We start from the raw sequence: 22,622 nt of genomic DNA on the forward strand, positions 1-22,622 counted from the left end.
GGGCGAACGGAATGCCGTGGGCGACGCGGCCGGGAGCGGGAATAGATGGTTTCTGAAGCGCCGCCGTTCTGGTGGCAGAAAGCGGGATGGCAGGCGTGGCTCCTGTCTCCTTTCTCGCTTCTTTACGGCAAGATCGCCGGCCGGCGGATGCGAACGGCGAAGAGGGCAAGCGTTGCCGTTCCGGTCATCTGCATCGGCAACTTCACCGTGGGCGGCGCCGGCAAGACGCCGACGGCGATGGCAATTGCGAGAGCCGCCGTCGCAAAGGGCCTGAAACCCGGATTTCTCAGCCGCGGTTACGGCGGCACGCTCGACGTCACCACCCTTGTCGATCCCGGACAGCACCGCTCGGCCGATGTCGGCGATGAGCCGCTGCTCCTGGCGCGAGAGGCGGTCACGGTCATTTCCCGCAAGCGGGTGGAAGGCGCACACCGGCTGGTGAAGGAGGGCGTCGATCTCATCATCATGGATGACGGTTTCCAAAGTGCACGCCTGACGCTGGATTACGCGCTCGTCGTCATCGATACGATGCGCGGCATCGGTAATGGCCATCTCGTGCCGGGCGGCCCGGTGAGGGCGCCGCTTGCCGAGCAGATGCGGCACATGACCGGGCTCCTGAAGGTCGGCAGCGGCCATGCGGCCGATGCCCTGGTCCGGCAGGCGGCAAAGGCCGCCAAACCCGTCTTCGTGGCGGCGATCACGCCGCAGGAGCCGCAGGATTTCAGGGGAAGACGCGTGCTGGCCTATGCGGGCATCGCCGACCCCGCCAAGTTTTATCGAACCGTCGAGGCGCTCGGCGGCGACATCGTGCTGCAGCGCGCTTTCCCGGATCATCATCATTTTAGCGACGATGAGATCGCCGATCTTCTACAGGACGCCGGTAAAGAGAACCTGCAACTGGTGACGACGGCCAAGGACGCCGTGCGGCTTAACGGACACCACGGCCGGGCGGAAGAATTGCTGTGGAACAGCCTGGTGATCGAAATCGACATGGTGTTCGACGACCCCAACGCGGCCGCGACGATCATCGATACGGCGGTGAGGAACTGCCGTGCGCGCCTGCTGCGGGACAATGCGCGGACGTCGCTTTAGAGTACCGAAGAAGATAAACCGCCGTGCACCCACTTCTCCTCATTCCTGTGCTTGTCACAGGAATCCAGACGACGCGCGTCCGCGCGGCGGGAAGAGTCCTCTCAGCCCAAGGACTTGGGCTGGCTGGATCCCTGTGACAAGCACAGGGATGAGGGGAGGCACATGCGCTATACTCAACGCGCCGCTTCCCAACTCACGCCGGCAAATTGCCAGCCTTCTTTTCGGCTTCCAGCGAAGCCGCCGCATCCACATAGGCCTCCTGCCGCGCCACGCTCCAGTAGCGCAGCTCATCGAGCGGAATGCTTTTGCCGGTGATGGCGCAGATGACGTGCGAGCCGGTCTGGACGATGCGGAAATCACCGTCGAGATATTCGATGACGGCGAGGCGGTTGCCGCCTCCTTCAAATCTGTTCATCCGTTTTCGTCTCCTGCTCTGTCCCGTCAGGGCACCCAGTCCGAAACGGCGCAGCGTTTTCCTGAACAATTTGGTGCTCCAGTATCTCAAATTTATATAGCCCGGCGCGGCGCAAGGCCAGCCCCGCCTGCTTGCGGCGTCAGCTACGGCCGAAGAGCCGTTCTATATCGGAAAGTTTCAGTTCGATATAGGTCGGACGGCCGTGATTGCACTGACCGGAACCCGGCGTGTTTTCCATCTGCCGCAGAAGCGCGTTCATCTCCTCCGGCCGCATGCGCCGGCCGGAGCGCACGGAACCGTGGCAGGCCATGGTAGCCGCGACATATTCCAGCTTGTTGGCAAGCGTTGAGGCTGCGTCCCATTCGGCAATCTCGTCGGCAAGCTGGCGCACCAGCCCCTGCACATTGACTTCGCCCAGCATGGCCGGCGTTTCCCGGACGGCGACGGCGCCCGGCCCGAAACGCTCGATGACGAGCCCCAGCGCATCGAAACCGGCGGCGTGATCCATCAGCCGGTCGCAATCCTCTTCCGGCAGGTCGATGATCTCGGGGATGAGCAGCACCTGCGAAGGCGGCCGCCTGGAATGCAGCGCATTGCGCATCTGTTCGAACACCAGCCGCTCATGCGCGGCATGCTGGTCGACGATGACGAGGCCGTTTTCCGTCTGCGCGATGATGTAGTTCTCGTGGAGCTGCGCCCGCGCGGCTCCGAGCGGATAAAGCACAGGTTCCGGCGAGGGGCTTGCGGTGGTCTCGTCAGTGTCCCGAGGCTCGGCCCGCGCCGTCGGCATGGTGATGTCGGAAAAGCGTGACTGCACCGCCTCTGCAAATTGCGCTCCGCCTGAAATCGCAAGCGGGCGGGAGGGCGAGGTGGCGGCGGACCACGGCGCGGGGGCTGCCATGGAAGGCGAGGGCCGGAGGCCGGACGGGCTGTAGCCGGGGCGGAAGGCGTTCATCATCTGGCTCGCACCCGTCGTTGCGGCCCTGTCGCCGTCACGCGTCAGCGCCTGCCGGATCGCGCCGACGATCAGCCCGCGAATGAGGCCGGGATCGCGAAAACGCACGTCGGATTTTGCCGGGTGCACGTTCACATCCACAAAGGCGGGGTCGAGCGTGATGGACAGCACCGCGACCGGATATCGCCCATGCGGCACGGTTTCGGCATAGGCGCCGCGAATGGCGGATAAAAGCAGCTTGTCCTGCACCGGGCGGCCATTGACGAAGACATATTGATGCGCCGAGTTGCCGCGATTGAAGGTCGGCACGCCGGCAAAACCGGTCAGCGTCACATCCTCGCGCCCGGCATCGATCTCGATGGCGTTGTCCTTGAACTCGGCACCGAGGATTTGCGCCATGCGGCCAAGATGATCGTCGCCGGTCGAAGGGATTTCGAGCGTCGAGCGGTCGGTGCCGGAGAGCACGAAACGGATATGCGGAAAGGCGATCGCCATCCGTTTGACGACCTCGGTGATGGCGGCGGCCTCCGCCCGTTCCGTTTTCAGGAATTTCAACCGCGCCGGCGTGGCGAAGAACAGGTCGCGCACCTCGACGATGGTGCCGGCATTCGAGGCGGCGGGCCGCACATCGGACACCTTGCCGCCGGTAACGGAAATCACCGAACCCTGTTCCGCGCCCTGTTGGCGGCTGGTAATCGTCAGCTTGGCGACGGAGCCGATGGAGGGCAGCGCCTCGCCGCGAAACCCGAGCGTGCGGATATCGTCCAGCGTATCGGAAATTTTCGAGGTGCAGTGACGCCGGACCGCAAGCTCCAGATCGGCAGGCGACATGCCGGAGCCGTTGTCGGTGATCCGCACCAACCCCTTGCCGCCGCCCGCCGTGGCGATTTCGATCCGGGTCGCGCCCGCATCGATGGCGTTTTCCACCAGTTCCTTCGTGGCGCTGGAGGGTCTTTCGATGACCTCGCCGGCGGCGATCTGGTTGATGAGGGTTTCTGAAAGCTGCTTGATGGCCATGATCGTCATTTTCGCGGATTCGCCGTGGCTTCGAAAGCAAAAAACTCGAGCTGCGGAAATTTGCACATGTTTTGCGGCCTGTCCGGCATTCGATCATTTCCGTCAACATGGCGTTAAGCGTTAATCCGCCTTTAATCGGCCTTGATTATGGTGAGGCGGCTTGAAATGACCGCAGGAACGGGGCCGCCTTCGCCGGGCGGTGTGTGACGTCGAATATGGGTGAGCGTCATCTTCCCCTCAAGACTGCTTCAAGTTGCAAACCCTGATGTCTCTTTTTCGGAATTTTTCGTTTCATCCCGGCATTTGCCCTGGACGATTCCACTAGAAACATAAGCCTGACCCCTGAAAAACAGGCGGGAGTTTGCAGTTGAGTGATTTGGCGTCCTCTGGCGCGGGCGTTCATACGGTGATGCTTGATGCCCTTTGCGACGCGCTTGGCGCGGCGATCGTCGTTTACGACCGGAACGATCACATTATTTTCGCAAGCCGGAAACTCTTGAGCTTTTTTCCGCTGGAAGAGGCCGTCATCGGCCCGGGCGCGCGGCTGCGCGACTATCTGAGCGCGCTTTACGATTGTTATCTGCTCGAGGCGGAGAGCCTCTCCGCCAATGCCCGCCCGCTCGGCCGGGAGGAATGGATCGGCGAGCGGCTGGCGCTGCACTGGAAGGAAAGATCGGAAAAAACCGAGCGGCTGAAGGGAGAACGCTTCCTGCGCTTCGTCATGAATCGCCTGCCGTCCGGCCTCGGCATCAGCGTGGTTGCGGATATTTCCGAACAGAAGAAACGCGAAGAGCAATGGCGCATCGACCTCGAGCGCGTGCAGCTCATCGAGGATATTCTCGACAATCTGCCGTTTCCCGTCTTCGTCAAGGACCGGAACATGGCCTATGCCGCCGTCAACAAATCCGCCTGCGCTTTGGTCGAAACCAGCCCCGAGAGCATTCTCGGCCGCACCGTTTTCGATCTCCACTCGCGCAAGGTCGCCGGAAGGATCGATATTGCCGATCGTATGGTGCTGGATAGCGGCACGCCGAGCGTCATCCCCGAAAGGGTGCGGCGGCTGAGCGGCGAAGAGGTGCTGACCATCACCCGCAAGCAGCGTGTGGGCAGGCCCGGCCGATATTTCCTGGTGACGACGATGGAGGACGTGACCGCTCTCGCCACCATCGATGCCAACGGCACGCCCGTCATCCCCTCGCTTGAACATGTCCCTTTCGTCGCCTCCACCTATGGCAAGGACGAAGAAACGGACAATCGCGGCGGGGTTTTAAAGAGCAAGGCGGTGCTGATCGTCTCTGAAAACGGACGCTTTGCACAAGCGGCCGGTCGCCGGCTTACGGCGGGCGGCATGGACCATGCGGCGGTGACGAGCGAGGACGAGCAGCGCGCCTTCATCGACGTCGCGACCTCCGCCGGCGTGAGCATCGATGTGGTCGTTGTCGACGCCCAGATGAGCGTCGCCTGCCTCGATATTGCCGCCGAGCATGATCTGCCCGTCGTCACCATCGAGGAAGAGGAGATAGACGCTTCGTTGCTGCATTATCTTGCGGCCGGGCTGCAATCGTCCCCGAAGGAAAAAACCGCCGACGAGGACTGGGAGATCATGACGGAGGACCTGCCTGAAATCCTCAAGACCGGCGGCGTCTGCGATATACTTCTTGTCGAGGATAACAGGGTCAACCAGATCGTCTTTTCGCAGATACTCGAGGGCCTCGGGCTTTCCTGGCGGCTCGCCACCTCGGGCGAGGAAGCGCTGCGTCTCTTTGCCGAACAGCCGCCTTCCGCCGTCCTGCTCGACACGACGCTGGGCGATATCGACGGCTTCGAAGTCGCGCGCCGCATGCGCGGTCTTTGCGGCGAAAAGCACATTCCCATCGTCGGCGTCATCACCCACGCTTTCGAGGGCGATCTCGACAAATGCCGCGCGTCGGGCATGGACGACATGCTGCTGAAACCCGTCAGCCCGGATATGGTCGAGGCGGTTTTCCTGCGGCTTTTCGGCAAGGATGTCCTGCGGCTGCAGGCCTGACATTGCCTTTGTCGGGAGGCTATGGCTTTTTTAATACTTGCCCTGCATTGTGAGCGCGGTCGACACAGGATTCACGAGATGCAGGAATGAAACGGGCAGAGCCGCAAACGTTGCAGGTCAGCCAGAACGAGCTGCAGGCGATGGCCTACAGCGACCCGCTGACGGGGCTCGGCAACCGCTACCGTCTGCGGGACAAGATTCGCATGCTTGCCAGCGAGCGCTCCAGCGATCCGGCGCCTTTCACGGTCGGCATCGCCAATATAGATGGCTTCAAACCTATCAACGATCTGTTCGGCGTGCAGGCGGGCGATGAAATCCTGTGTCAGGTCGCGCACCGGCTGAAGGCCTGCATTCCCGATGGCGCGGTCGTGACGCGCCATGACGGCGACGAATTCGCCTTTGTGCTGCCGCTGGTGTTCGAGCGCACCGGTGCCGAGCGCATCGGCAACATGATCAAGGACGTGCTTTCGGCCCCTTACGATCTCGGCGACCGTAACGTTCGCCTGTCCTCTTCCTTCGGTTTCGCCATCTATCCCTTCGCCGGCGATGAATTCGAGGATTTACTGAAAAGCGCCGAGACGGCGCTCTATCGCTCCAAGAGACGTGGCCGCGGCCAGATCACGGTCTATTCGCGCGAGATCGCGCAGGAGATGAAGCGCGCCACGCAACTGGAACAGGCGCTCAGAAACGCCATCATAACCGATGCCATCGACGTGCATTTCCAGCCCATCGTCAGGCTGGAAGAGGCGAAAGTCATCGGTTTCGAGGCGTTGGCTCGCTGGAACGATCCCGATCTCGGTTTCGTATCGCCCGCCGTTTTCGTGCCGCTTGCCGAAGAGCGCGGTTTCATCGATGCGCTGTCGGAAGCTTTGCTCCGAAAGGCGGCGGAGGCAGCCCTGTTCTGGCCGCGTGAGCTTTTCCTGTCCTTCAACCTCTCTTCCGCGCAATTGATGGACCCCAGCACGGCGGACAATATTCTCTCCATCCTCTCGCGTGTCGGCCTCGACCCGCATCGGCTGGAGCTTGAAATCACCGAAACGGCTGTGATGACTTCCGCCGATACCGCCCAGCGCATCATCAGCGAATTGCAGAGCGCCGGCGTTCGCATTTCTCTGGATGATTTCGGCACCGGCCAGTCGAGCCTCGGCCGCCTGCGGGATTTCACCTTCGACAAGGTGAAGATCGACCGCGCCTTCGTCTCGCGCATCAGCAGCGACCGCCCTTCCGAACACATCATCAAGGCCATCGTCGCCATGTGCGAAGGGCTCGACCTCGAGGTCGTGGCCGAAGGGATCGAAGAACGGGCGGAAGAGGAAAAGCTGCGCGCGCTCGGCTGCGCCATGGGGCAGGGCTATTTCTACGGCCGCCCCGCCGATGCCGCCGCGACCCAGCGCTATCTGCACGAGAATTACCGCGAGATATTGTCGGATATTTCCTGAGGCGGTACGGCTTGGCCGTGACGCTTGTTGGAGAAAACTGCATCTCGGCCAAGCTTGTGTGCGCCGGCGCATCCCCACAACCCTCATTCCTGTGCTTGTCACAGGAATCCAGCCGACGCGCGTCTGCGCGGCGAAACGACTCCTTTCAGCCCAAGGACTTGGGCTGGCTAGATTCCTGTGACAAGCACAGGAATGAGGGAGGTCGTTTCGGGAACAACCCTTGCCAGAAGGCTCTCCACGTTTTGTTGCGTGCGGCCTGCGCCGCGCCTTAGAGCCTGTAAAGCGGCTCGAACCGGCCCTTCACCTCAACCCCCAGCTCGAACGTCAACCCATGCTGCGGATTGACGGCAATGGCGTCATCATCGAGATGTTCGCGCGCCGAGGTGACGAGAAGGTGCGATGCGTCGGGGCCGATGAAGGCCGGGCAGGTCGTCTGTCCGCCGGGCACCTCATATCGGGCGATGTGATTGCCGTCCGCATCGTAACGATCCACAGCACCCACGCCCCAGCGGGCGTTCCAGATATGCCCTTCGGCATCGCAGACCGACCCGTCGATGCCGCCTTTGATACCGGTGGAATCGATGAAGACTTCAGCCTTGCCTGCGGGAAGGCCGGTCTCCGCATCGAGCGGTACCCGCATCAGCTTGTTCACCTTGGTATCGACGTAATATCCCGTCGCGCCATCGGGCGAAAAGCAGATCGAATTCGGAATGCTGATCTCGGCAAACAGCTTGGTCACGGTGCCCTTCGCGACATGATAGATGCTGCCCGCGCCGGTCTCCGCCTTGCGGCCCATGGTGCCGATCCACAGCGCGCCGGAGGGGTGCATGCGCCCATCATTGGAGCGGTTGCCGGGTAAATCCTTTTCCAGCTCCGCATGCAGCGTCAGCACGCCGGTTGCCGTGTCGCGCAGGAAAAGCCCGTCATCGGAGGCGATCAGCTGCTTGCTGTCGCTGACTTTGGCCAGCGCACTGCCCATGAAAGGCAGGGCGTGCACGGTCTTGCGGCCGGAGGCGAGATGCAGCTCATGCAGTTCCCGCTTGAGAATATTGAACCACCAGGCGGTGCCGGTCGCAGGGTCGAAGGTCGGGCCTTCGCCGAGCAGCATCGGCGTCTCGTCCAGAACACGTCCGGCAAAGGGAAAAACAGTCGCCAAGCTCTTATCCTCCGATGGCTGCATCATAGGCTGAAAGTGTGACAGTGGCGCGTTCGCGCACCTCCGCTGCCGTCATGCCCGGCTTGTAAAGGCTTGTGCCAAGCCCGAAAGCCACGATACCGGCCGAGGTATATTCAGCGAAATTCTTGTCCGAGACGCCGCCGACGGCGGCAATGACCAGATCCTTCGGCAGGATCGTCCGGATCGCATTGATGCCGGGGGGCCGATGATGCTGGCGGGAAAGAATTTCAGCCCGGTCGCGCCGGCCTTCGCGGCCACCAGCGCCTCGGTGGGGGTCAGAACACCCGGCATCGTCACCATGCCCTTGACGCGCGCGGCAACGATCACATCGGCGTCGGCATTGGGGCTCACCATCAGCTTGCCGCCGGCCGCATCCAGCGAGGCCACGTCTTCCACGCTGAGCACGGTGCCCGCGCCGATGAGGCAATCGGCGGGCGCCATCTTCGCGGCGATCTCGATTGAGCGGAACGGATCGGGCGAGTTGAGCGGGATTTCAATGGCGCGGAAGCCGGTTTCGATCAGCGCGCCGACGACGCCTTCGGTCTCCTCGGGCTTCAGACCGCGCAGGATGGCGATCAGCGGATATTTGATGGAAGGGAAGGGAATACGCATGGTCGATCTTTCTTCTTATGGCCAGATGGCATTTGCAGCGGCCAGCAATCCGCGCCGCACGGCCTCGTCTGCATCGATGACCGTATAGTGGATATCAAGGGCGGTGAAGGCGCCTTCGTAAAGCGCGCCGAGCGCACCGGAACCGATCAGCACCACCGGCGTCTCGCGCCGGGCGGTGGAATGCGCGCCGGCGATTTCCAGCCCGATCATGATGCCGGAAAGCTTGGCCTTGGCATCGGTGGCGGTGAGGCCGTGCAGCAACTGGCCGGAGCGAAGGGTGAAGAAGCGATTGGTCGCAAGCTGCGGATTGGCGTAGATGTCGCGCACCGCCGCCGTGAAAGCCGCATGCTCGCCGGTAAAGGCTTCGGCCTCGGCCACCGCATGGGAAAGGATCGTCTGTTTCGAGACGACTTCGAAGAGTTCGCCGGTCATGAAAGTGGCAAAGCCGGTCACGCCGCCATCCTTCACGGTCACCCATTTGGAATGGGTGCCGGGCATGCAGACGAGCTTTTCACCGGCGTCCGAGGAGGCGAGAGCGCCAAGCAATTGCGTTTCCTCGCCGCGCATCACGTCGGGCGCGTTTTTATCCCGTTGCGCCAGCCCCGGCAAAATGCGCACATCCCGCGCCTGGCCCGGCACGCGAACCGCGCCATCGAGAACCGCCGAAAGCGATGTCGGCACATCGATATAACCCGCTTCGACCCAGCCCTGCCGCGCGCCTGCCATGCCGCAGACGAGAACCGGTAAACCTTCCGGCGCGCCGATGGCGTCGAGATGCGATTGCAGCACATCGGCGAAACCGGTCCGCATGGCCGTGGTCATGCCTTCCGTGCTTCTGCGCTCCGCCAGCACCGCGCCCGATCGGCTCATGAGCCAGAGCCGGAAACTGGTCGTACCCCAGTCGACGGCGATGAAAGCGGGTTCAGACATTATAGGAGGCCTCCGTCTACGATTATGGATTGCGCCGTGATGGCGCCCGATGCCGATGATGCGAGAAACAGGCACGGGCCCGCCAGATCGGCGGCGACGAGCGTGCGTTTCAGACATTGCCGCGCGGTGGTGGCGGCAATGCCGTCATCCGTCAGCCATAGTTCCTTCTGCCGCTCCGTCACGATCATGCCGGGCAGCAGCGTGTTGACGCGGATATTTTCCGGCCCCAGCCGGCCGGCGAGGCTTTTCGTCAGCCCGATGATGCCGGCCTTGGCCGCCGCATAGGAGGGCAGCTCGCCCATGTTGAGCAGAAACGAGATGGACGAGAAATTGACGATGGAGGCGTCCTTCGCCTGCCGGAGATAGGGCAGGGCTGCCTGAACCGTGAAGAACATCTGCTTGAGATTGACCGCCTGATTGGCGTCCCAATAGGCTTCCGTCACCGTGTCTATGTCGTGGCGGTCGTCCCAGGCGGCGTTGTTGACCAGTACCTTGATGCCACCGGTGGCGGAAGCCGCCGCCTCCACCGTCTTGCCGATCGCCGCAATATCGCGAAGGTCGGTCTTGAAGAAGTGGACCGGATGCGGCGTCGTTATCGCAAGCCGCTTGACGAGCGCCAGGCTCGGCTCTTCGGCGATATCGATGAACGAAACCTTCGCGCCCTGCATCGCAAAGGCTTCCACCAGCGATGCCCCGATGCCGGAACCGCCGCCGGTGACGAGCACGCCCGCATCCTTGAGGTCCGGAAATTGGGCTTGCGTCATCGGCGTCATCTCGTCCATGAAAGGCTTGATTGTTCCATTATTTGGAACTAGATTTTACTAAATGGAATTATTCTCTTGGCGTCACGCTTATGTCAAGGCAGATGATGGTGGATGTTGTCATGCCCGATAATAAAAAGCCCAATGGGCAAAAGCCTGATGCGGTTCCGGTGACGCAACGGAAAACCGGAGTTGAGACGGGCACGCTCGGCAAGGCCGTCTCGCTGCTGGAGTTGATCGCCTTTGCTGAAAAACCGATGCGCTTTACCGATGTGGTCGAAGCCTGCGGCCAGCCGCGCGGCACGGTTCACCGCCAGCTCGCCCATCTCGTTGCCGAAGGCCTTGTCGATCACGCTGCCGATCAAACCTATGCCGTGGGGCTGAGGCTGCTGCAACTGGCCGCGAAAGCCTGGAGCGGCAACGACCTGCGCAGCGTCGCGGCCCCCCATCTAGCGGCCTTGCAGGAGGTGACGCAGGAGTCGGTGCATCTCGCCGTTTTGAACGGCAGACTGGTCACCTATCTGGACAAGATGGAGGGGCAGCACACATTGCGCATGCATTCGCAGGTCGGCAAAACCTCGCCAGCCTATTGCACCGGCGTGGGCAAGGCGGCGCTGTCGCTGCTCTCCGCCGACGATCTGGCGCAGCTGGCGGCGGAACTGGATTTTCATCGCTTCACGGAAAGCACGGTCACGACGCCGGAAGCGCTGATGGCGGAGGTGGCGACCATTCGCGACAATGGCTACGGGTTCGACCTTCAGGAGCACGAGATCGGAATTCATTGCGTCGCCGCGCCGGTCCGGGCGCCCGGCCGCAATTTTCGCGCGGCGATTTCCGTCACCGGTCCGGCCTATCGCGTGGATGTGGAGCAGCTTCGTAAATGGGCCCCTCTGGTGCGCGAGACCGCCGACAGGATTTCCGACGATCTTGCCTGCAGATTATCCCCGGTTGCGGATGGTTGAAGAAAACAGGGTGCGCAGTCCCTGGATTTTCCCGTGCGGAACCGCCGGCCATGCACCCATTCTTATGCGTTCGATATTATTTTCGACTATTCTGAATTAAGTTTTCAACTTTTGTTTGCATGAATCGTTTTGGTGAGTAACATCCGCAACGATTTCCGGGCAAGGGCGGGCCTTTGCGGCGGCATTTTCTCATTCTCGAAGAACAGCTTTGATGCAGAAAACAGAGACGGCCGCCGTTCAGTCGATTGGTGTTGATTGCGTTCGCGAGATCGCCGATCTCAACACGCAATTCGATATATTCCGGTTTTTGAAACGGCTGACGGAGGCCTGGGAATTCAAGGCTTTCATGGTGCTCGACCTGTCTTCGGAAGTGGCGAGCGAACTGTCGCAATATACGATCATCACCAGCTGGCCGGCTGAGCTTCTGCAGCGTTACGATGAAGAGGGCATGCTCCAGACCAGCCGGGTGATGGCGCAGTTGAAAAAATCGACCGTCCCCTTTTCCGTCTCCATGGATTTTCTGGTCAGAGGCGACGGAGAAATCGCCAAGAAAACCGTGATCAACCTTTTCGAACGGTTCGAGATGATCAATTCGGTCTGGTTTCCCGTTCACGACATCACCATGCGACGGGGCGCGGTATCCTTTTCCGGCAACAAGACGGCTGTGCCCGCCAGCCGGCTTGCGGAGCTTTTTTACATTTCCAGCCATGTCTTTGCCCGGCTGTCTGAAATCCGTCGCCTCGATCTCAGGGTTCCCGAAACCTTGAGCGAGCGGGAGATCGACTGCCTGAACTGGACCGCCGCCGGCAAGACCAGCGCCGAAATCGCTGAAATCATGATGCTGTCGGAACATACCATCAATCATTACCTGAACCGCGCGACGAAAAAACTCGACACGGTCAACCGCACCCAGGCCGTCGCAAAAGCGCTGCGGGTCGGCCTGATAAAATAGCGAAATCTTAATTTTATCATTGTGATAAACCGCTTCCTGGGCGATCCTCTTTTCGAATCACCGGAAAGGAGAAATCGTTTGCCGGAACGGCATAAGGTAAAAGCAGGATTTTCTCCGACTATCGACTGCGCCGTGCTGATAGCCGCTGCCGAAAAAGGCTTTGCTGCCGATGAAGGCATAGAACTCGAACTTTTCCGAAAACAGTCAGCCCGCGCCGTGCTTGCGGCGCTTGGCGAGGATGGCGTTCACGTCGCGCATCTGCCCGCTCCGGTTCCGGTCGGCTCCGCTGTCGGCCTTGACGATCTGCCGGCCGATATTGTCGGCGTTTTCACGCTTTCCCTCGGTGGATCGGCGACGACCGTTTCCCACGGATTTTATGACGAACTCTACCGCGAAGGGCTGAAGCTGCCGGACCCGGCGGCTTTTGGACGCGCCATGGCCCGTGTCTGCGCCGCGCGCCGGGCGGCGGGGAAAAATCCGCCGGTCTTTGCGGTCGAGGATATCGTCTCTACGCCGTTTTATGCGCTGCGTTACCTGCTCGGAAGCTGCGGCGTGCTGCTCGGCCGGGATATGGAAATCGTCGAGGCCCTGCCGAAGGCGATGCCGGCGCTCCTGGAAAGCGGCAAGGTCGATGCGCTCTGTACCGCCGAACCGGCGGGCAGCGCCGTGGTGCTCGGCGGCGCCGGCCGGATCGTCACCACCGGGGCGTTGATCTGGCACAATGCGCCGGAAAAGATACTGGCGACGAAGAAGCGCTGGGCGGAGGAGAACCCCTCCCTTCTGGAAGGGCTGTTGCGTGCGCTTTACCGTGCCGGCGAATGGTGCGCCAATGCCGCCAATATCGAGGAACTGGCCGGCATCCTCGCCGCCCCTCAATATATGGATGAGAACGGCGAATTCCTGCTGCCGGCGCTGACGGGCTATATTTCCACCTCGCAGCGGGACATGCAGCGTTTTCAGGAGTTTTTCGTGACCAGCGCCAAGGCCGCCAATTTTCCCTGGCAGAGCCAGGCCCTGTGGTTCTTCAGCCAGATGTTGCGCTGGGGCGAGGTTTCCGCCGATTACCGGTTCGATGCCGCCATGGTGGAGGCGGCCCGCAACGCCTACCGGCCGGATATTTTCCGCAAGGCGATGAAGCCGCTTTTCGTACCGGTGCCGGGTGCTAATCTGAAGCTCGAGGGCACGCTGCGTGAGCCTGTTCATGTCGGCGCATCCCGCACGGGTCTGGTGCTCGGCCCCGACTGTTTTTTCGACGGCCATGTTTTCGATCCGGAAACGCTCGAGATGGACGACGAAATCTGAAACCGCAGCGTTAAATCGTCGCGAATGCCTGACTGTCGCGCTTTGGCATTGGCGAAGCGCTCCGGCTTGTCTATGGATGGCACGCAATACCCGGTCGGATGATGAAGCGGAGCAGGAATATGGCAGAGGTCAGCAGAAGCCAGGTGGAAAAGGCGCTGGAAGCGGTGATCTATCCCGGCAGCGGCAAGAGCATCGTCGCACTCGGCATGGTCTCGGAAATCTTCATCGCCGATGCGAAGGCCTACTTCTCGATCACTGTCCCGGCCGACAAGGCTGCGGAGATGGAGCCGTTGCGGCTTGCCGCCGAACAGGCGGCCAAAAGCGTAGAAGGTATCGTCGGCGCGGTCGTGGCACTGACGGCCGACCGCAAGCCCGGCCAGCAGCAACCCGCACCCGCCGCGCGCCGCGCCGCCGCAACCGGCCGGCCGGCCCAACAGCCCGGCTCGTCGAAGGTGGGCGTTCCGGGTGTGCGGGCAATCATCGCTGTCGCCTCGGGCAAGGGCGGGGTGGGCAAGTCGACCACCGCGGTCAATCTGGCGCTCGGCCTCCAGTCGCTCGGCCTTAAGGTCGGCATGCTCGATGCCGATATTTACGGCCCTTCGCTGCCGCGACTGCTGAAAATTTCCGGCCGCCCGCAGCAGCAGGAAGACCGCATCATCCTTCCCATGGAAAACTACGGGCTGAAGGTCATGTCCATGGGCTTTCTGGTGGATGAGGAAGCCGCGATGATCTGGCGCGGGCCGATGGTGCAGTCCGCCCTGATGCAGATGCTGCGCGAAGTGGCCTGGGGCGAACTGGATGTGCTGGTGCTGGACATGCCGCCCGGCACGGGCGATGCGCAGCTTACCATCGCCCAGCAGGTGCCGCTCGCCGGCGCCGTCATCGTTTCCACGCCGCAGGATCTGGCGCTGATCGACGCACGCAAGGGCATCACCATGTTCCGCAAGGTGGAGGTTCCACTCCTCGGCGTCATCGAGAATATGAGCTATTTCATCGCGCCCGATACCGGCGCGCGCTACGATATTTTCGGCCATGGCGGCGCGAAGGCGGAGGCTGAAAGGATCGGCGTGCCCTTCCTCGGCGAAGTGCCGCTCACCATCTCCATCCGCGAAATGTCGGACGCCGGAACGCCGGTCGTCGCCGCCGAGCCCGATGGCCCGCAGGCCGCGATCTATCGCGATATTGCCGAAAAAGTCTGGGCGCGCATCGGTGCGGGCGAGAGAAAAGCGGCGCCGAAGATCGTTTTCGAATAGCGCGGCAATCATGGACGGAAAATCGGGCAGGTGTCTGCCCGCTTTGAATAATCCTTTGAAAACAGAAGATTAATCGCCAGTATCCAGCAGGCTTTCCGGGTTTGAACTGCAGAAATGCTTCACCTGCAATGCTGTCGAGAAAAAATATTGCTTGATTGCATCTCGCTTTGGGCGCATACGCCTGCGCCGTTTGGCTCTTGGTCCATCGGGCTGGCGAGATTGTGAAAATCCCGCTCGTTCCGGCGTTCCCTGAAGTGTCGTCCAAGGGTTTGCCGAGCGCAAACAGGATATGTTAAGCAGCATTGCGGCTGAAGCCTGCAATGTGGAGCGGAGAAACGGATTGATAAAAGCCTATCGCGCCAATTGCGAGGCGATCAGCCTGTCGTCAGACGACGGCTCCGGACAGATTCCCGACGACATCGTCTGGATCGATCTCGTCAATCCGGACAGGGCGGAAGAGCAGCATGTGGAAAAGCTGCTGGGGCTCGATCTGCCCACCCGCGAAGATCTGAAGGATATCGAACCCTCCAGCCGGCTTTATATGGAAGACGGCAATGTCTTCATGACCGCCTCCCTGGTGTGGAAGGCGGATTCGGACGATCCCCGTCTCACAGACGTCGCCTTCATCCTTGCCGGCAAGCGTCTGGTGACGATCCGTTACGCCGAGCCGAAATCTTTCCATCTCTTCATTGCCGCCATCACCCGCGTTCCGCACGAGATGCGCAGCGGCGCGGCGCTGCTCCTGAAGCTGCTGGAAACCATCGTCGACCGCACGGCGGAAATTCTCGAAAACTCGGTTACGGGGATCGACAATCTCGCCGCCGACATTCTCGGCAGCCAGGCTCGTTCCAAACGCAAGGCGCCGCGCTATCTCGAAGACCGCCTCGGCAACATCGCCGCCTATCACCGGCTTATATCGAAGGTCCGCGTGAGCCTTGCATCTCTGGCGCGCCTTCAGACCTTTCTGTCCACCAGCGATCAGGTGCGCGAAGACAAGGGCGCGCGGGAGCAGGGCAAGTCGATCGGCCGCGATATTCAATCGCTGAACGAACATGCCTCCTTCGTTTCCGGCAATCTGACCTTCCTGCTGGATGCCTCGCTTGGTATCATCAACATCGAGCAGAACAGCATCATCAAGATTTTCTCCATCGCTTCGGTGGTGTTCCTGCCGCCGACGCTGGTGGCCTCTGTTTATGGAATGAACTTTCAGCTCATGCCGGAGTTGAACTGGACATTCGGTTACCCACTCGCGCTCATCGTCATGCTGATGTCCGCCATCATCCCGTTTCTCTTTTTTCGTTGGAAGGGCTGGCTCTGAGGAGCCAGGATCATCATGTCCCAGATCGCTGACAAGGATGTTGCCGAGAAACCGGATGCGGATGACGAGCACAAGAACAAGGGGCTTTATGCCGCGATCCTTGGTTCCATCGGCGTCGTCTATGGCGATATCGGCACCAGCCCGCTCTACGCCTTCCGCGAGGCCCTGCGGCCCATCGCCTATGACGGCGTGACGCAGGAAGAAGTCATCGGCCTCACATCGCTGATGATCTGGTCTTTGACCATCATCGTCACCTTCAAATACATTACCCTGCTGCTGCGCGCCGACAATGACGGCGAAGGTGGCACGCTGTCGCTGCTGGCGCTGCTGATGAAAACGGCGGGCACCCATCGCGGCGTTCTCATCGTGCTCGGCCTCATCGGCGCGGCGCTGTTTCTGGGCGATGCCATGATTACCCCGGCGCTTTCGGTGCTTTCGGCGGTGGAGGGCCTGAAGCTCGTCACGCCGGAAATGGACGCCTTCATCATCCCGATCTCAGTCGGCATTCTCATCGGCCTTTTTGCCATCCAGTCCCACGGCACGGGCACGGTGGCGAAATTCTTCGGACCGATCACTGCCGTCTGGTTCATCGTCATGGGTCTGGCCGGTCTCCTTCATATCGCCGATGATTTCAGCATCCTCTTCGCCTTCAACCCGTGGCATGCGGTGGAGTTTCTGGCCAGTGAAGGCTTCTACGGCATCGTTGTGCTTGGCGCGGTTTTCCTGACGATCACCGGGGCGGAAGCGCTTTACGCCGATCTCGGCCATTTCGGCCGCCGTCCCATCCAGTGGGCGTGGTTCTGTCTGGTTTTCCCGGCATTGACGCTGAATTATCTCGGGCAGGGCGCGCTGGTGCTGAAAGACCCGGCGGCAATGTCCAATCCCTTCTACCTGATGTTCCCGCAATGGGCGATCCTGCCGGCCGTCATTCTGGCGACCGCCGCCACCATCATCGCCAGCCAGGCGGTCATAACAGGCGCGTTTTCGCTCGTGCGTCAGGCGATCCATCTCGGCTATCTGCCGCGCATGGAAATCCTCTTCACCTCGGAAACCAATACCGGGCAGATTTACCTGCCGGCCGTCAACACCATCCTGCTGTTCGGCGTCGTGGCGCTGGTGCTCACCTTCAAGAGTTCGGATGCGCTGGCCACCGCCTACGGTATTTCCGTCACCGGCGCGATGGTCGTCACCAGCCTGATGTTCTTCGAATTCGTGCGCAAGCGCTGGCAATGGTCGGTCTGGCTGGCCATTGCCGTTCTGGCCCCGCTTCTGGCGCTGGAGCTGATCTTCCTCGGTGCGAACCTCCTGAAGATTCACGATGGCGGTTATGTGCCGGTGCTGCTGGCAATCGCCTTCACCGTCATCATGACCACCTGGCAGCGCGGTTCGAGAATCCTCTTCGCCAAGACCCGCCGTATCGATGTGCCGCTGAAGGCTTTCATCGCCTCGGTGGAAAAGGAAAGCGCCCATGCGCCGGTGCGCGTGCCCGGCACGGCCATCTTCCTCACCGGCGATCCGGAGGCGGCCCCGGCCGCACTGCTGCACAATCTCAAGCATAACCACGTCCTTCACGACAAGAACGTCATCCTGACGATCCGCACCGAAGACCAGCCCCGCGTTCATCCCGCAGATCGTTATACGCTGACGAAGATGAGTGAGCGCTTTGTCGTGGTCGAACTGCATTTCGGCTTCATGGAAACCCAGAACGTCACCCAGGCGCTGGGTTATCTCCGGCGCACCGGCTACAAGTTCGACATCATGTCGACCTCGTTTTATCTCGGCCGCCGCAAGCTGGTGCCGGATCCGAAATCGGGCATGCCGGGCTGGCAGAACCGCCTGTTCATCGCGCTGGCCGAAACCGCCGCCGATCCGTCCGATTATTTCCGCCTGCCGGCCAACCGCGTGGTGGAACTGGGTTCGCACGTCGTCGTCTGACGACGTGGGCTTGCCCTCAATTTAGCTGGGCGGTCTCCTTCTTTCCGTCATACCGGCCTTGGGCCGGAATGACGGATGTGGAGATGCCCTGCGGGACAGTTATGATCGGCACATGCGAACGCGACTCCACGCCACGGCATTAGAGGATGGTTACACATTAACGTGAAGCCGCGTCCGCGCGCGGCGTTAACCAAGCATCAAGGTTAATAAGAGATTCTCGAACACCTGTAGCAAATATGGTTGTCGGTGTTCGGAGTGCTGGTTTTGCGTTCGAAAAGAGTAATGCGTCGTCGGTCCCCCGTGTCCCTTCAGGGGTGGGCGTCAAAATGGACCTCGCCCGTCGTCTTCGGCCTTGCCGCCTGGCTCGTTTTTCCCTCCCTCGCTGCGCGCGCGGATCTGGCCTCGCTTCTGGCCGGTCTTGATAATGGCGGCGAGCAATGGCGCATGGTGCTGACGGCCTCTCCGGCGGGCTCGGTGCACAATGCCTCGCTCACCTTCAACGATGCCGCAGGGGAGGCGGCGCTGCAGGGCGGCGGCATGACCCTGCCCAATGGCAGCAAGGTCGCCTTCGTCACCAACAAGAAGGGCGAGGCAACGACGCCCGACAGCGAGCGCGTCAATCGCGCCGCCAAGAAGGGCCGTATCGTCGCCACTGAAATCATGCAGCCGCCCAAAGCCTTCACCGCCGGTTCCGTCCTGCAACGCACCAGCATGCTGGATATCGAGCCGCTGAAGCGCAAGGACCGCACCGCTTTCGTCAAGCCGAAGCGCGGCAAGGACGTGGAACTTGCCTCCTTCTATTTCCGTCGTGAGGAAAAGAAGGCGGACAGAAGCGTCTCGCCGATGCTGGCCGAGCTCATCACCAATCGCACGCCGGATATTCTCGCCACGGCCTATGCGCCGGCCGAACCGGATTTCGCCCGCGAGTCGCCCTTCGACGCCATTCTCAAAAAGCCCGAGGCCGGCCGTTTCGTGCCGCAGATCGCCGAGGACGACCACGCTTGGGCAGCCACCCCGCTGCCCGCCACCGTGTTTTCCGCAGCCGAACAGCAATGCCTCGCCTCCGGCATCTATTTCGAGGCGCGCGGAGAATCGGTGAAGGGGCAGGCGGCGGTGGCGCAGGTCATTCTCAATCGCGTGCGCAATCCCGCCTATCCGAAAACCATCTGCGGCGTCGTCTATCAGAACAAGGACTGGCGTAACCGCTGCCAGTTTTCCTTCGCCTGCGACAATATCAAGGACCGGGTGAATTCCGAACGCCACTGGAAAATGGCGCGCGAAGTGGCCATGGCCACCACCGCCGGCAAAATCTGGATGAAGGAAGTGGGTTCGGCAACCCATTATCACGCCGTTTATGTGCGTCCCGCCTGGGGCCGCACGATGAAGAAGGTCGGCAGAATCGGATTGCACGTCTTTTACCGTACCTATGGTGGCGGCTGGAGCTGATACCACCGCCGATTTGTCGCATTTTGCGTGTCAAAAATGCCGATTCCTTTGCGAAACATCGCGGTCAAACGGCGATTTGAGGTCAAGCTGTTGTTTTTGCATGATTAATTTGTGCTGCAACAACCGTCGCCAGTGCCTTGACTAGAGAAGCCCCTAAAACTATGTTGCGCGCGACTTCAGAGCGGGCTGGAACAGGCTTAATCCGTCACCGTTTACAACTCCAAAGGGTTCTGGCATGGCTGGAACGGAGAAAATGGGTGGGATTTTAAGATGACTGGCAACCGTGACGATAGTCTGGACGAGCGCCGCAAGCGCCTTGCTGACGAGTTGGCGAAGGTGAAGGCGGAGGATGAGGCGGAAGTGAGGGCGGAGACCAATGCTGCGGAAAGCCGGAAGGGCTTTGCGATGGCGGTTAAGCTCTCATCGGAGTTCATTTCGGCCATCGTGGTCGGCGCTATGCTGGGTTATCTTCTGGACTATTTTGCCGGCACGACGCCGTGGGGGATGATCGTTCTTCTTCTTCTCGGTTTCTGCGCAGGCGTATTGAATGTGTTGCGCTCGACGGGCGCGGTGGCCAAGCCGCCGCTGCTGGAGAAGGCGGACAGGCGAGACGAGGGTGGAAAAGGCGGCGTTTAAGCTGTTTTTTCTTGCAGTTGAGATGCCGCGACAGGCGGCGACAGGTAAAGAGGGCAGCCGGTGGCAAACGATCCGACCCATCAGTTCTTGGTGCAGCCGATCATTCCGATCGAAATTGGCGGCGTCGATTTTTCCTTCACCAATGCGTCGCTCTTCATGGTCGCGACCGTGGCTGCCGCTTCCGGTTTCCTTTATTTCGCAACGTCGAACCGCGGTCTGATCCCGACCCGCATGCAGTCCGTCGCTGAAATGTCCTATGAATTCATCGCCTCCATGCTGCGCGAAGGCGCCGGCAAGAAGGGCATGGTGTTCTTCCCCTTCGTATTCTCGCTGTTCATGTTCGTGCTGACGGCCAATCTTCTCGGCATGTTCCCGTATTTCTTCACGGTCACCAGCCAGATCATCGTCACCTTCGCGCTCGCCTGCCTCGTCATCGGCACGGTCCTGGTTTACGGTTTCTGGAAGCATGGCCTGCATTTCTTCGGCATCTTCGCCCCCTCGGGCGTGCCCAAGGCGCTTTTGCCGCTTGTGGCGTCGATTGAAATGATCTCGTTCCTGTCGCGCCCGATCAGCCTTTCGGTTCGTCTTTTTGCGAACATGCTGGCCGGCCACATCACGCTCAAGGTTTTCGCAGGCTTCGTCGCCTCCATGAGTGCGCTCGGCGCGCTCGGTGTCGGCGGTGCTGTCCTGCCTCTCATTATGACGGTCGCCATGACCGCTCTCGAATTTCTCGTTGCCTTCCTGCAGGCTTATGTCTTCGCGGTACTGACTTGCATGTACCTGAACGACGCCGTGCATGGTGGTCACTGAGAAGTAAAGTCGCTGGCCCCGGCAACGGGCGTCAAAAACAGCCGCAACAACCAATATCTCAAGGAGTCTCACATGGAAGCGGAAGCAGCAAAGTACATCGGCGCAGGTCTCGCATGCCTCGGCATGGCTGGTACGTCCCTCGCACTCGGCCGTATCTTCGGTGATTACCTGTCCGGCGCACTGCGCAACCCCTCTGCTGCCGACAGCCAGTTCGGCCGTCTGGTATTCGGCTTCGCCGTTACGGAAGCTCTGGGCATCTTCTCGCTGCTCGTTGCTCTCCTTCTCCTGTTCGCTGTTTAATATCGGCATCAGGTCTGGATCACGGCCCGCAAATGGCGTGCCGTGATCCTTCGCATTTGCAGTCCCCCTGGAGGTGAGCATGTTCGTGACCGAGGCTTATGCCCAGTCAGCACCGACCGTAGGTGAAACGCATACGGAAACTCCGGCTGTCGGCCAGCCGCAACCGGAAGCCACGCACACGGAAACCGGTGTGGCGCACGGCGCCGAACACGGCGCTTCCGGCGTATTCCCGCCGTTCGACCAGTCTACTTATGCATCGCAGGTTCTCTGGCTGGCGATCACGTTCGGCCTTTTCTACCTGCTCATGCAGAAGGTCATCGTTCCGCGCGTCGGCGGCATTCTCGAAAACCGTCATGGACGTATCGCACAGGATCTCGATGAAGCGGCACGGCTGAAAAGCGAAGCCGACGCTGCCGTCGAAACCTATGAAAAAGAACTCGCGGCAGCTCGCGCCAAGGCAGGCTCCATCGGCGCTGCGGCCCGTGACGCCGCAAAGGCGAAGGCCGATGCCGACCGCGCCGCTATCGAAGCCGGTCTTGCTGAAAAGCTCGCCGCCGCCGAAAAGCGCATTGCCGGCATCAAGGAACAGGCATTCGCCGATGTCGGCGCAATCGCCGAAGAAACCGCGACCGCAATCGTCGACCAGCTGGTCGGCGCCAAGGTCAAGGACACGGACGTCAAGGCAGCGATTGCCGCCGCTTCGAACGTGAAGGGAGCCTGATATGGCATTTGATGCATCATTTTTCGCTCTCGTCGGTCTCGTCCTCTTCTTCGTTCTGGTTGCCTATCTCAAGGTTCCCGGCATGCTCGCCAAGTCTCTGGACGAGCGCGCCCAGAACATCCAGGACGAGCTGGCCGAAGCCAAGCGCCTGCGCGAAGAGGCCCAGCACCTGCTGGCCGAATATCAGCGCAAGCGTAAGGAAGCCGAGGCGGAAGCCGCAGGTATCGTTGCCGCCGCCGAGCGCGAGGCCGCAGCCCTGACGGAAGAAGCCAAGCAGAAGACGGAAGAATTCGTCGCCCGCCGCACGGCCCTTTCGGAACAGAAGATCAAGCAGGCCGAAGACGACGCCATCGGCGCCGTCCGCGCCGCCGCCGTGGATATCGCCATTGCCGCTTCCGAGAAGCTCATTGCCGAAAAGACCACCGCTGCTGCAAAGGCCAAGCTTTTCACCGCCACGATCGGCGAAGTGAAGTCGAAGCTGAACTGAGATTTATCTCGGTATTGTTCAAAGCCCCTCCGGCGAGAGCCGTGAGGGGTTTTTGTTTGAGGTGGTAAGGCTG

The 22,622-nt window shown here is 61.0% G+C and carries 20 protein-coding genes and 1 pseudogene; 15 read left to right on the top strand and 6 right to left on the bottom strand.

Going from position 1 to position 22,622, the window contains the following annotated elements:
- Positions 1–45 precede the first annotated feature (45 nt).
- Positions 46–1,092 (top strand): tetraacyldisaccharide 4'-kinase, encoded by a 1,047-nt coding sequence (lpxK, locus tag L904_RS03335; RefSeq protein ID WP_020809537.1) that lies wholly within the window; start codon positions 46–48, stop codon positions 1,090–1,092.
- A 193-nt stretch (positions 1,093–1,285) separates the two neighbouring features.
- On the opposite strand, the gene L904_RS03340 is transcribed toward lpxK, so the two are convergent.
- Together L904_RS03340 and mutL are read right to left on the bottom strand one after the other, a co-directional pair.
- On the bottom strand, positions 1,286–1,507 hold the full coding sequence (locus tag L904_RS03340; RefSeq protein WP_020809536.1) for a DUF2093 domain-containing protein: 222 nt from the start codon (positions 1,505–1,507) through the stop codon (positions 1,286–1,288).
- 139 nt (positions 1,508–1,646) lie between these two features.
- The gene (gene mutL / locus L904_RS03345; protein WP_031233644.1) at positions 1,647–3,479 is read right to left on the bottom strand and encodes a DNA mismatch repair endonuclease MutL; all 1,833 of its coding nucleotides are present in this window, start codon (positions 3,477–3,479) and stop codon (positions 1,647–1,649) included.
- A 409-nt stretch (positions 3,480–3,888) separates the two neighbouring features.
- On the opposite strand from mutL, the gene L904_RS03350 reads away from it, so the two are divergent.
- Together L904_RS03350 and L904_RS03355 are read left to right on the top strand one after the other, a co-directional pair.
- Positions 3,889–5,508: a response regulator gene (locus L904_RS03350; RefSeq protein WP_051671862.1), complete on the top strand. Its 1,620-nt coding sequence runs from the start codon at positions 3,889–3,891 to the stop codon at positions 5,506–5,508.
- Between the two features lie 86 nt (positions 5,509–5,594).
- On the top strand, positions 5,595–6,947 hold the full coding sequence (locus tag L904_RS03355; protein ID WP_003521030.1) for a bifunctional diguanylate cyclase/phosphodiesterase: 1,353 nt from the start codon (positions 5,595–5,597) through the stop codon (positions 6,945–6,947).
- A 268-nt stretch (positions 6,948–7,215) separates the two neighbouring features.
- Here L904_RS03355 and L904_RS03360 read toward each other — a convergent pair whose 3' ends face one another.
- The 4 genes and pseudogenes from L904_RS03360 to L904_RS03375 all read right to left on the bottom strand — a co-directional run bounded on the left by L904_RS03360 (position 7,216) and on the right by L904_RS03375 (position 10,448).
- Entirely contained in the window at positions 7,216–8,103 is an 888-nt protein-coding gene (locus tag L904_RS03360) for an SMP-30/gluconolactonase/LRE family protein (RefSeq protein ID WP_020809273.1), read from the bottom strand.
- A gap of 4 nt (positions 8,104–8,107) precedes the next feature.
- A pseudogene (locus tag L904_RS03365) lies at positions 8,108–8,736 on the bottom strand (2-dehydro-3-deoxy-6-phosphogalactonate aldolase).
- Between the two features lie 15 nt (positions 8,737–8,751).
- Positions 8,752–9,666 (bottom strand): 2-dehydro-3-deoxygalactonokinase, encoded by a 915-nt coding sequence (locus L904_RS03370; protein ID WP_020809272.1) that lies wholly within the window; start codon positions 9,664–9,666, stop codon positions 8,752–8,754.
- Positions 9,666–10,448 carry an SDR family NAD(P)-dependent oxidoreductase gene (locus tag L904_RS03375; RefSeq protein WP_031233551.1) on the bottom strand — a complete coding sequence of 261 codons (783 nt, stop codon included), beginning with the start codon at positions 10,446–10,448 and terminating at the stop codon, positions 9,666–9,668. The genes L904_RS03370 and L904_RS03375 overlap by 1 nt, the downstream gene beginning before the upstream one ends.
- A gap of 71 nt (positions 10,449–10,519) precedes the next feature.
- Here L904_RS03375 and L904_RS03380 point away from each other — a divergent pair, with 71 nt between their 5' ends.
- The 12 genes from L904_RS03380 to L904_RS03435 all read left to right on the top strand — a co-directional run bounded on the left by L904_RS03380 (position 10,520) and on the right by L904_RS03435 (position 22,549).
- Positions 10,520–11,389, top strand: a complete 870-nt coding sequence (locus tag L904_RS03380; RefSeq protein WP_031233549.1) for an IclR family transcriptional regulator — start codon at positions 10,520–10,522, stop codon at positions 11,387–11,389.
- A gap of 211 nt (positions 11,390–11,600) precedes the next feature.
- On the top strand, positions 11,601–12,341 hold the full coding sequence (locus L904_RS03385) for an autoinducer binding domain-containing protein (RefSeq protein ID WP_020809269.1): 741 nt from the start codon (positions 11,601–11,603) through the stop codon (positions 12,339–12,341).
- Between the two features lie 78 nt (positions 12,342–12,419).
- Positions 12,420–13,643: a CmpA/NrtA family ABC transporter substrate-binding protein gene (locus L904_RS03390; protein WP_020809268.1), complete on the top strand. Its 1,224-nt coding sequence runs from the start codon at positions 12,420–12,422 to the stop codon at positions 13,641–13,643.
- Between the two features lie 119 nt (positions 13,644–13,762).
- Positions 13,763–14,896: an Mrp/NBP35 family ATP-binding protein gene (locus L904_RS03395; RefSeq protein WP_020809267.1), complete on the top strand. Its 1,134-nt coding sequence runs from the start codon at positions 13,763–13,765 to the stop codon at positions 14,894–14,896.
- 340 nt (positions 14,897–15,236) lie between these two features.
- Entirely contained in the window at positions 15,237–16,214 is a 978-nt protein-coding gene (locus L904_RS03400; protein ID WP_003521041.1) for a magnesium transporter CorA family protein, read from the top strand.
- A 15-nt stretch (positions 16,215–16,229) separates the two neighbouring features.
- A complete protein-coding gene (locus tag L904_RS03405; protein ID WP_020809266.1) occupies positions 16,230–18,149 on the top strand; it encodes a potassium transporter Kup in 1,920 nt (639 codons plus the stop codon).
- Positions 18,150–18,431: 282 nt separating this feature from the next.
- Positions 18,432–19,595, top strand: a complete 1,164-nt coding sequence (locus L904_RS03410; protein WP_035261814.1) for a cell wall hydrolase — start codon at positions 18,432–18,434, stop codon at positions 19,593–19,595.
- 270 nt (positions 19,596–19,865) lie between these two features.
- Entirely contained in the window at positions 19,866–20,231 is a 366-nt protein-coding gene (locus L904_RS03415; RefSeq protein WP_035261818.1) for an AtpZ/AtpI family protein, read from the top strand.
- A gap of 60 nt (positions 20,232–20,291) precedes the next feature.
- On the top strand, positions 20,292–21,041 hold the full coding sequence (locus tag L904_RS03420; protein WP_003521045.1) for a F0F1 ATP synthase subunit A: 750 nt from the start codon (positions 20,292–20,294) through the stop codon (positions 21,039–21,041).
- A 72-nt stretch (positions 21,042–21,113) separates the two neighbouring features.
- Positions 21,114–21,341, top strand: a complete 228-nt coding sequence (locus L904_RS03425; RefSeq protein ID WP_003494147.1) for a F0F1 ATP synthase subunit C — start codon at positions 21,114–21,116, stop codon at positions 21,339–21,341.
- A 79-nt stretch (positions 21,342–21,420) separates the two neighbouring features.
- Positions 21,421–22,062: a F0F1 ATP synthase subunit B gene (locus tag L904_RS03430; protein ID WP_059760786.1), complete on the top strand. Its 642-nt coding sequence runs from the start codon at positions 21,421–21,423 to the stop codon at positions 22,060–22,062.
- Position 22,063: 1 nt separating this feature from the next.
- On the top strand, positions 22,064–22,549 hold the full coding sequence (locus L904_RS03435; protein ID WP_020810758.1) for a F0F1 ATP synthase subunit B: 486 nt from the start codon (positions 22,064–22,066) through the stop codon (positions 22,547–22,549).
- The last annotated feature ends 73 nt before the right edge of the window (positions 22,550–22,622 follow it).

It is taken from the genome of Agrobacterium sp. LY4, assembly GCF_001526585.1.
Taxonomy (GTDB): domain Bacteria; phylum Pseudomonadota; class Alphaproteobacteria; order Rhizobiales; family Rhizobiaceae; genus Agrobacterium; species Agrobacterium leguminum.

What these genes read in the sequence shown, in the direction of transcription:
- lpxK (WP_020809537.1), top strand. Translation starts at nt 46, where the DNA reads ATGGTTTCTGAAGCGCCGCCGTTCTGGTGGCAGAAAGCGGGATGGCAG.
- L904_RS03340 (WP_020809536.1), bottom strand. Translation starts at nt 1,507, where the DNA reads ATGAACAGATTTGAAGGAGGCGGCAACCGCCTCGCCGTCATCGAATAT.
- mutL (WP_031233644.1), bottom strand. Translation starts at nt 3,479, where the DNA reads ATGGCCATCAAGCAGCTTTCAGAAACCCTCATCAACCAGATCGCCGCC.
- L904_RS03350 (WP_051671862.1), top strand. Translation starts at nt 3,889, where the DNA reads ATGCTTGATGCCCTTTGCGACGCGCTTGGCGCGGCGATCGTCGTTTAC.
- L904_RS03355 (WP_003521030.1), top strand. Translation starts at nt 5,595, where the DNA reads ATGAAACGGGCAGAGCCGCAAACGTTGCAGGTCAGCCAGAACGAGCTG.
- L904_RS03370 (WP_020809272.1), bottom strand. Translation starts at nt 9,666, where the DNA reads ATGTCTGAACCCGCTTTCATCGCCGTCGACTGGGGTACGACCAGTTTC.
- L904_RS03375 (WP_031233551.1), bottom strand. Translation starts at nt 10,448, where the DNA reads ATGGACGAGATGACGCCGATGACGCAAGCCCAATTTCCGGACCTCAAG.
- L904_RS03380 (WP_031233549.1), top strand. Translation starts at nt 10,520, where the DNA reads ATGTCAAGGCAGATGATGGTGGATGTTGTCATGCCCGATAATAAAAAG.
- L904_RS03385 (WP_020809269.1), top strand. Translation starts at nt 11,601, where the DNA reads ATGCAGAAAACAGAGACGGCCGCCGTTCAGTCGATTGGTGTTGATTGC.
- L904_RS03395 (WP_020809267.1), top strand. Translation starts at nt 13,763, where the DNA reads ATGGCAGAGGTCAGCAGAAGCCAGGTGGAAAAGGCGCTGGAAGCGGTG.
- L904_RS03405 (WP_020809266.1), top strand. Translation starts at nt 16,230, where the DNA reads ATGTCCCAGATCGCTGACAAGGATGTTGCCGAGAAACCGGATGCGGAT.
- L904_RS03410 (WP_035261814.1), top strand. Translation starts at nt 18,432, where the DNA reads ATGCGTCGTCGGTCCCCCGTGTCCCTTCAGGGGTGGGCGTCAAAATGG.
- L904_RS03415 (WP_035261818.1), top strand. Translation starts at nt 19,866, where the DNA reads ATGACTGGCAACCGTGACGATAGTCTGGACGAGCGCCGCAAGCGCCTT.
- L904_RS03425 (WP_003494147.1), top strand. Translation starts at nt 21,114, where the DNA reads ATGGAAGCGGAAGCAGCAAAGTACATCGGCGCAGGTCTCGCATGCCTC.
- L904_RS03430 (WP_059760786.1), top strand. Translation starts at nt 21,421, where the DNA reads ATGTTCGTGACCGAGGCTTATGCCCAGTCAGCACCGACCGTAGGTGAA.
- L904_RS03435 (WP_020810758.1), top strand. Translation starts at nt 22,064, where the DNA reads ATGGCATTTGATGCATCATTTTTCGCTCTCGTCGGTCTCGTCCTCTTC.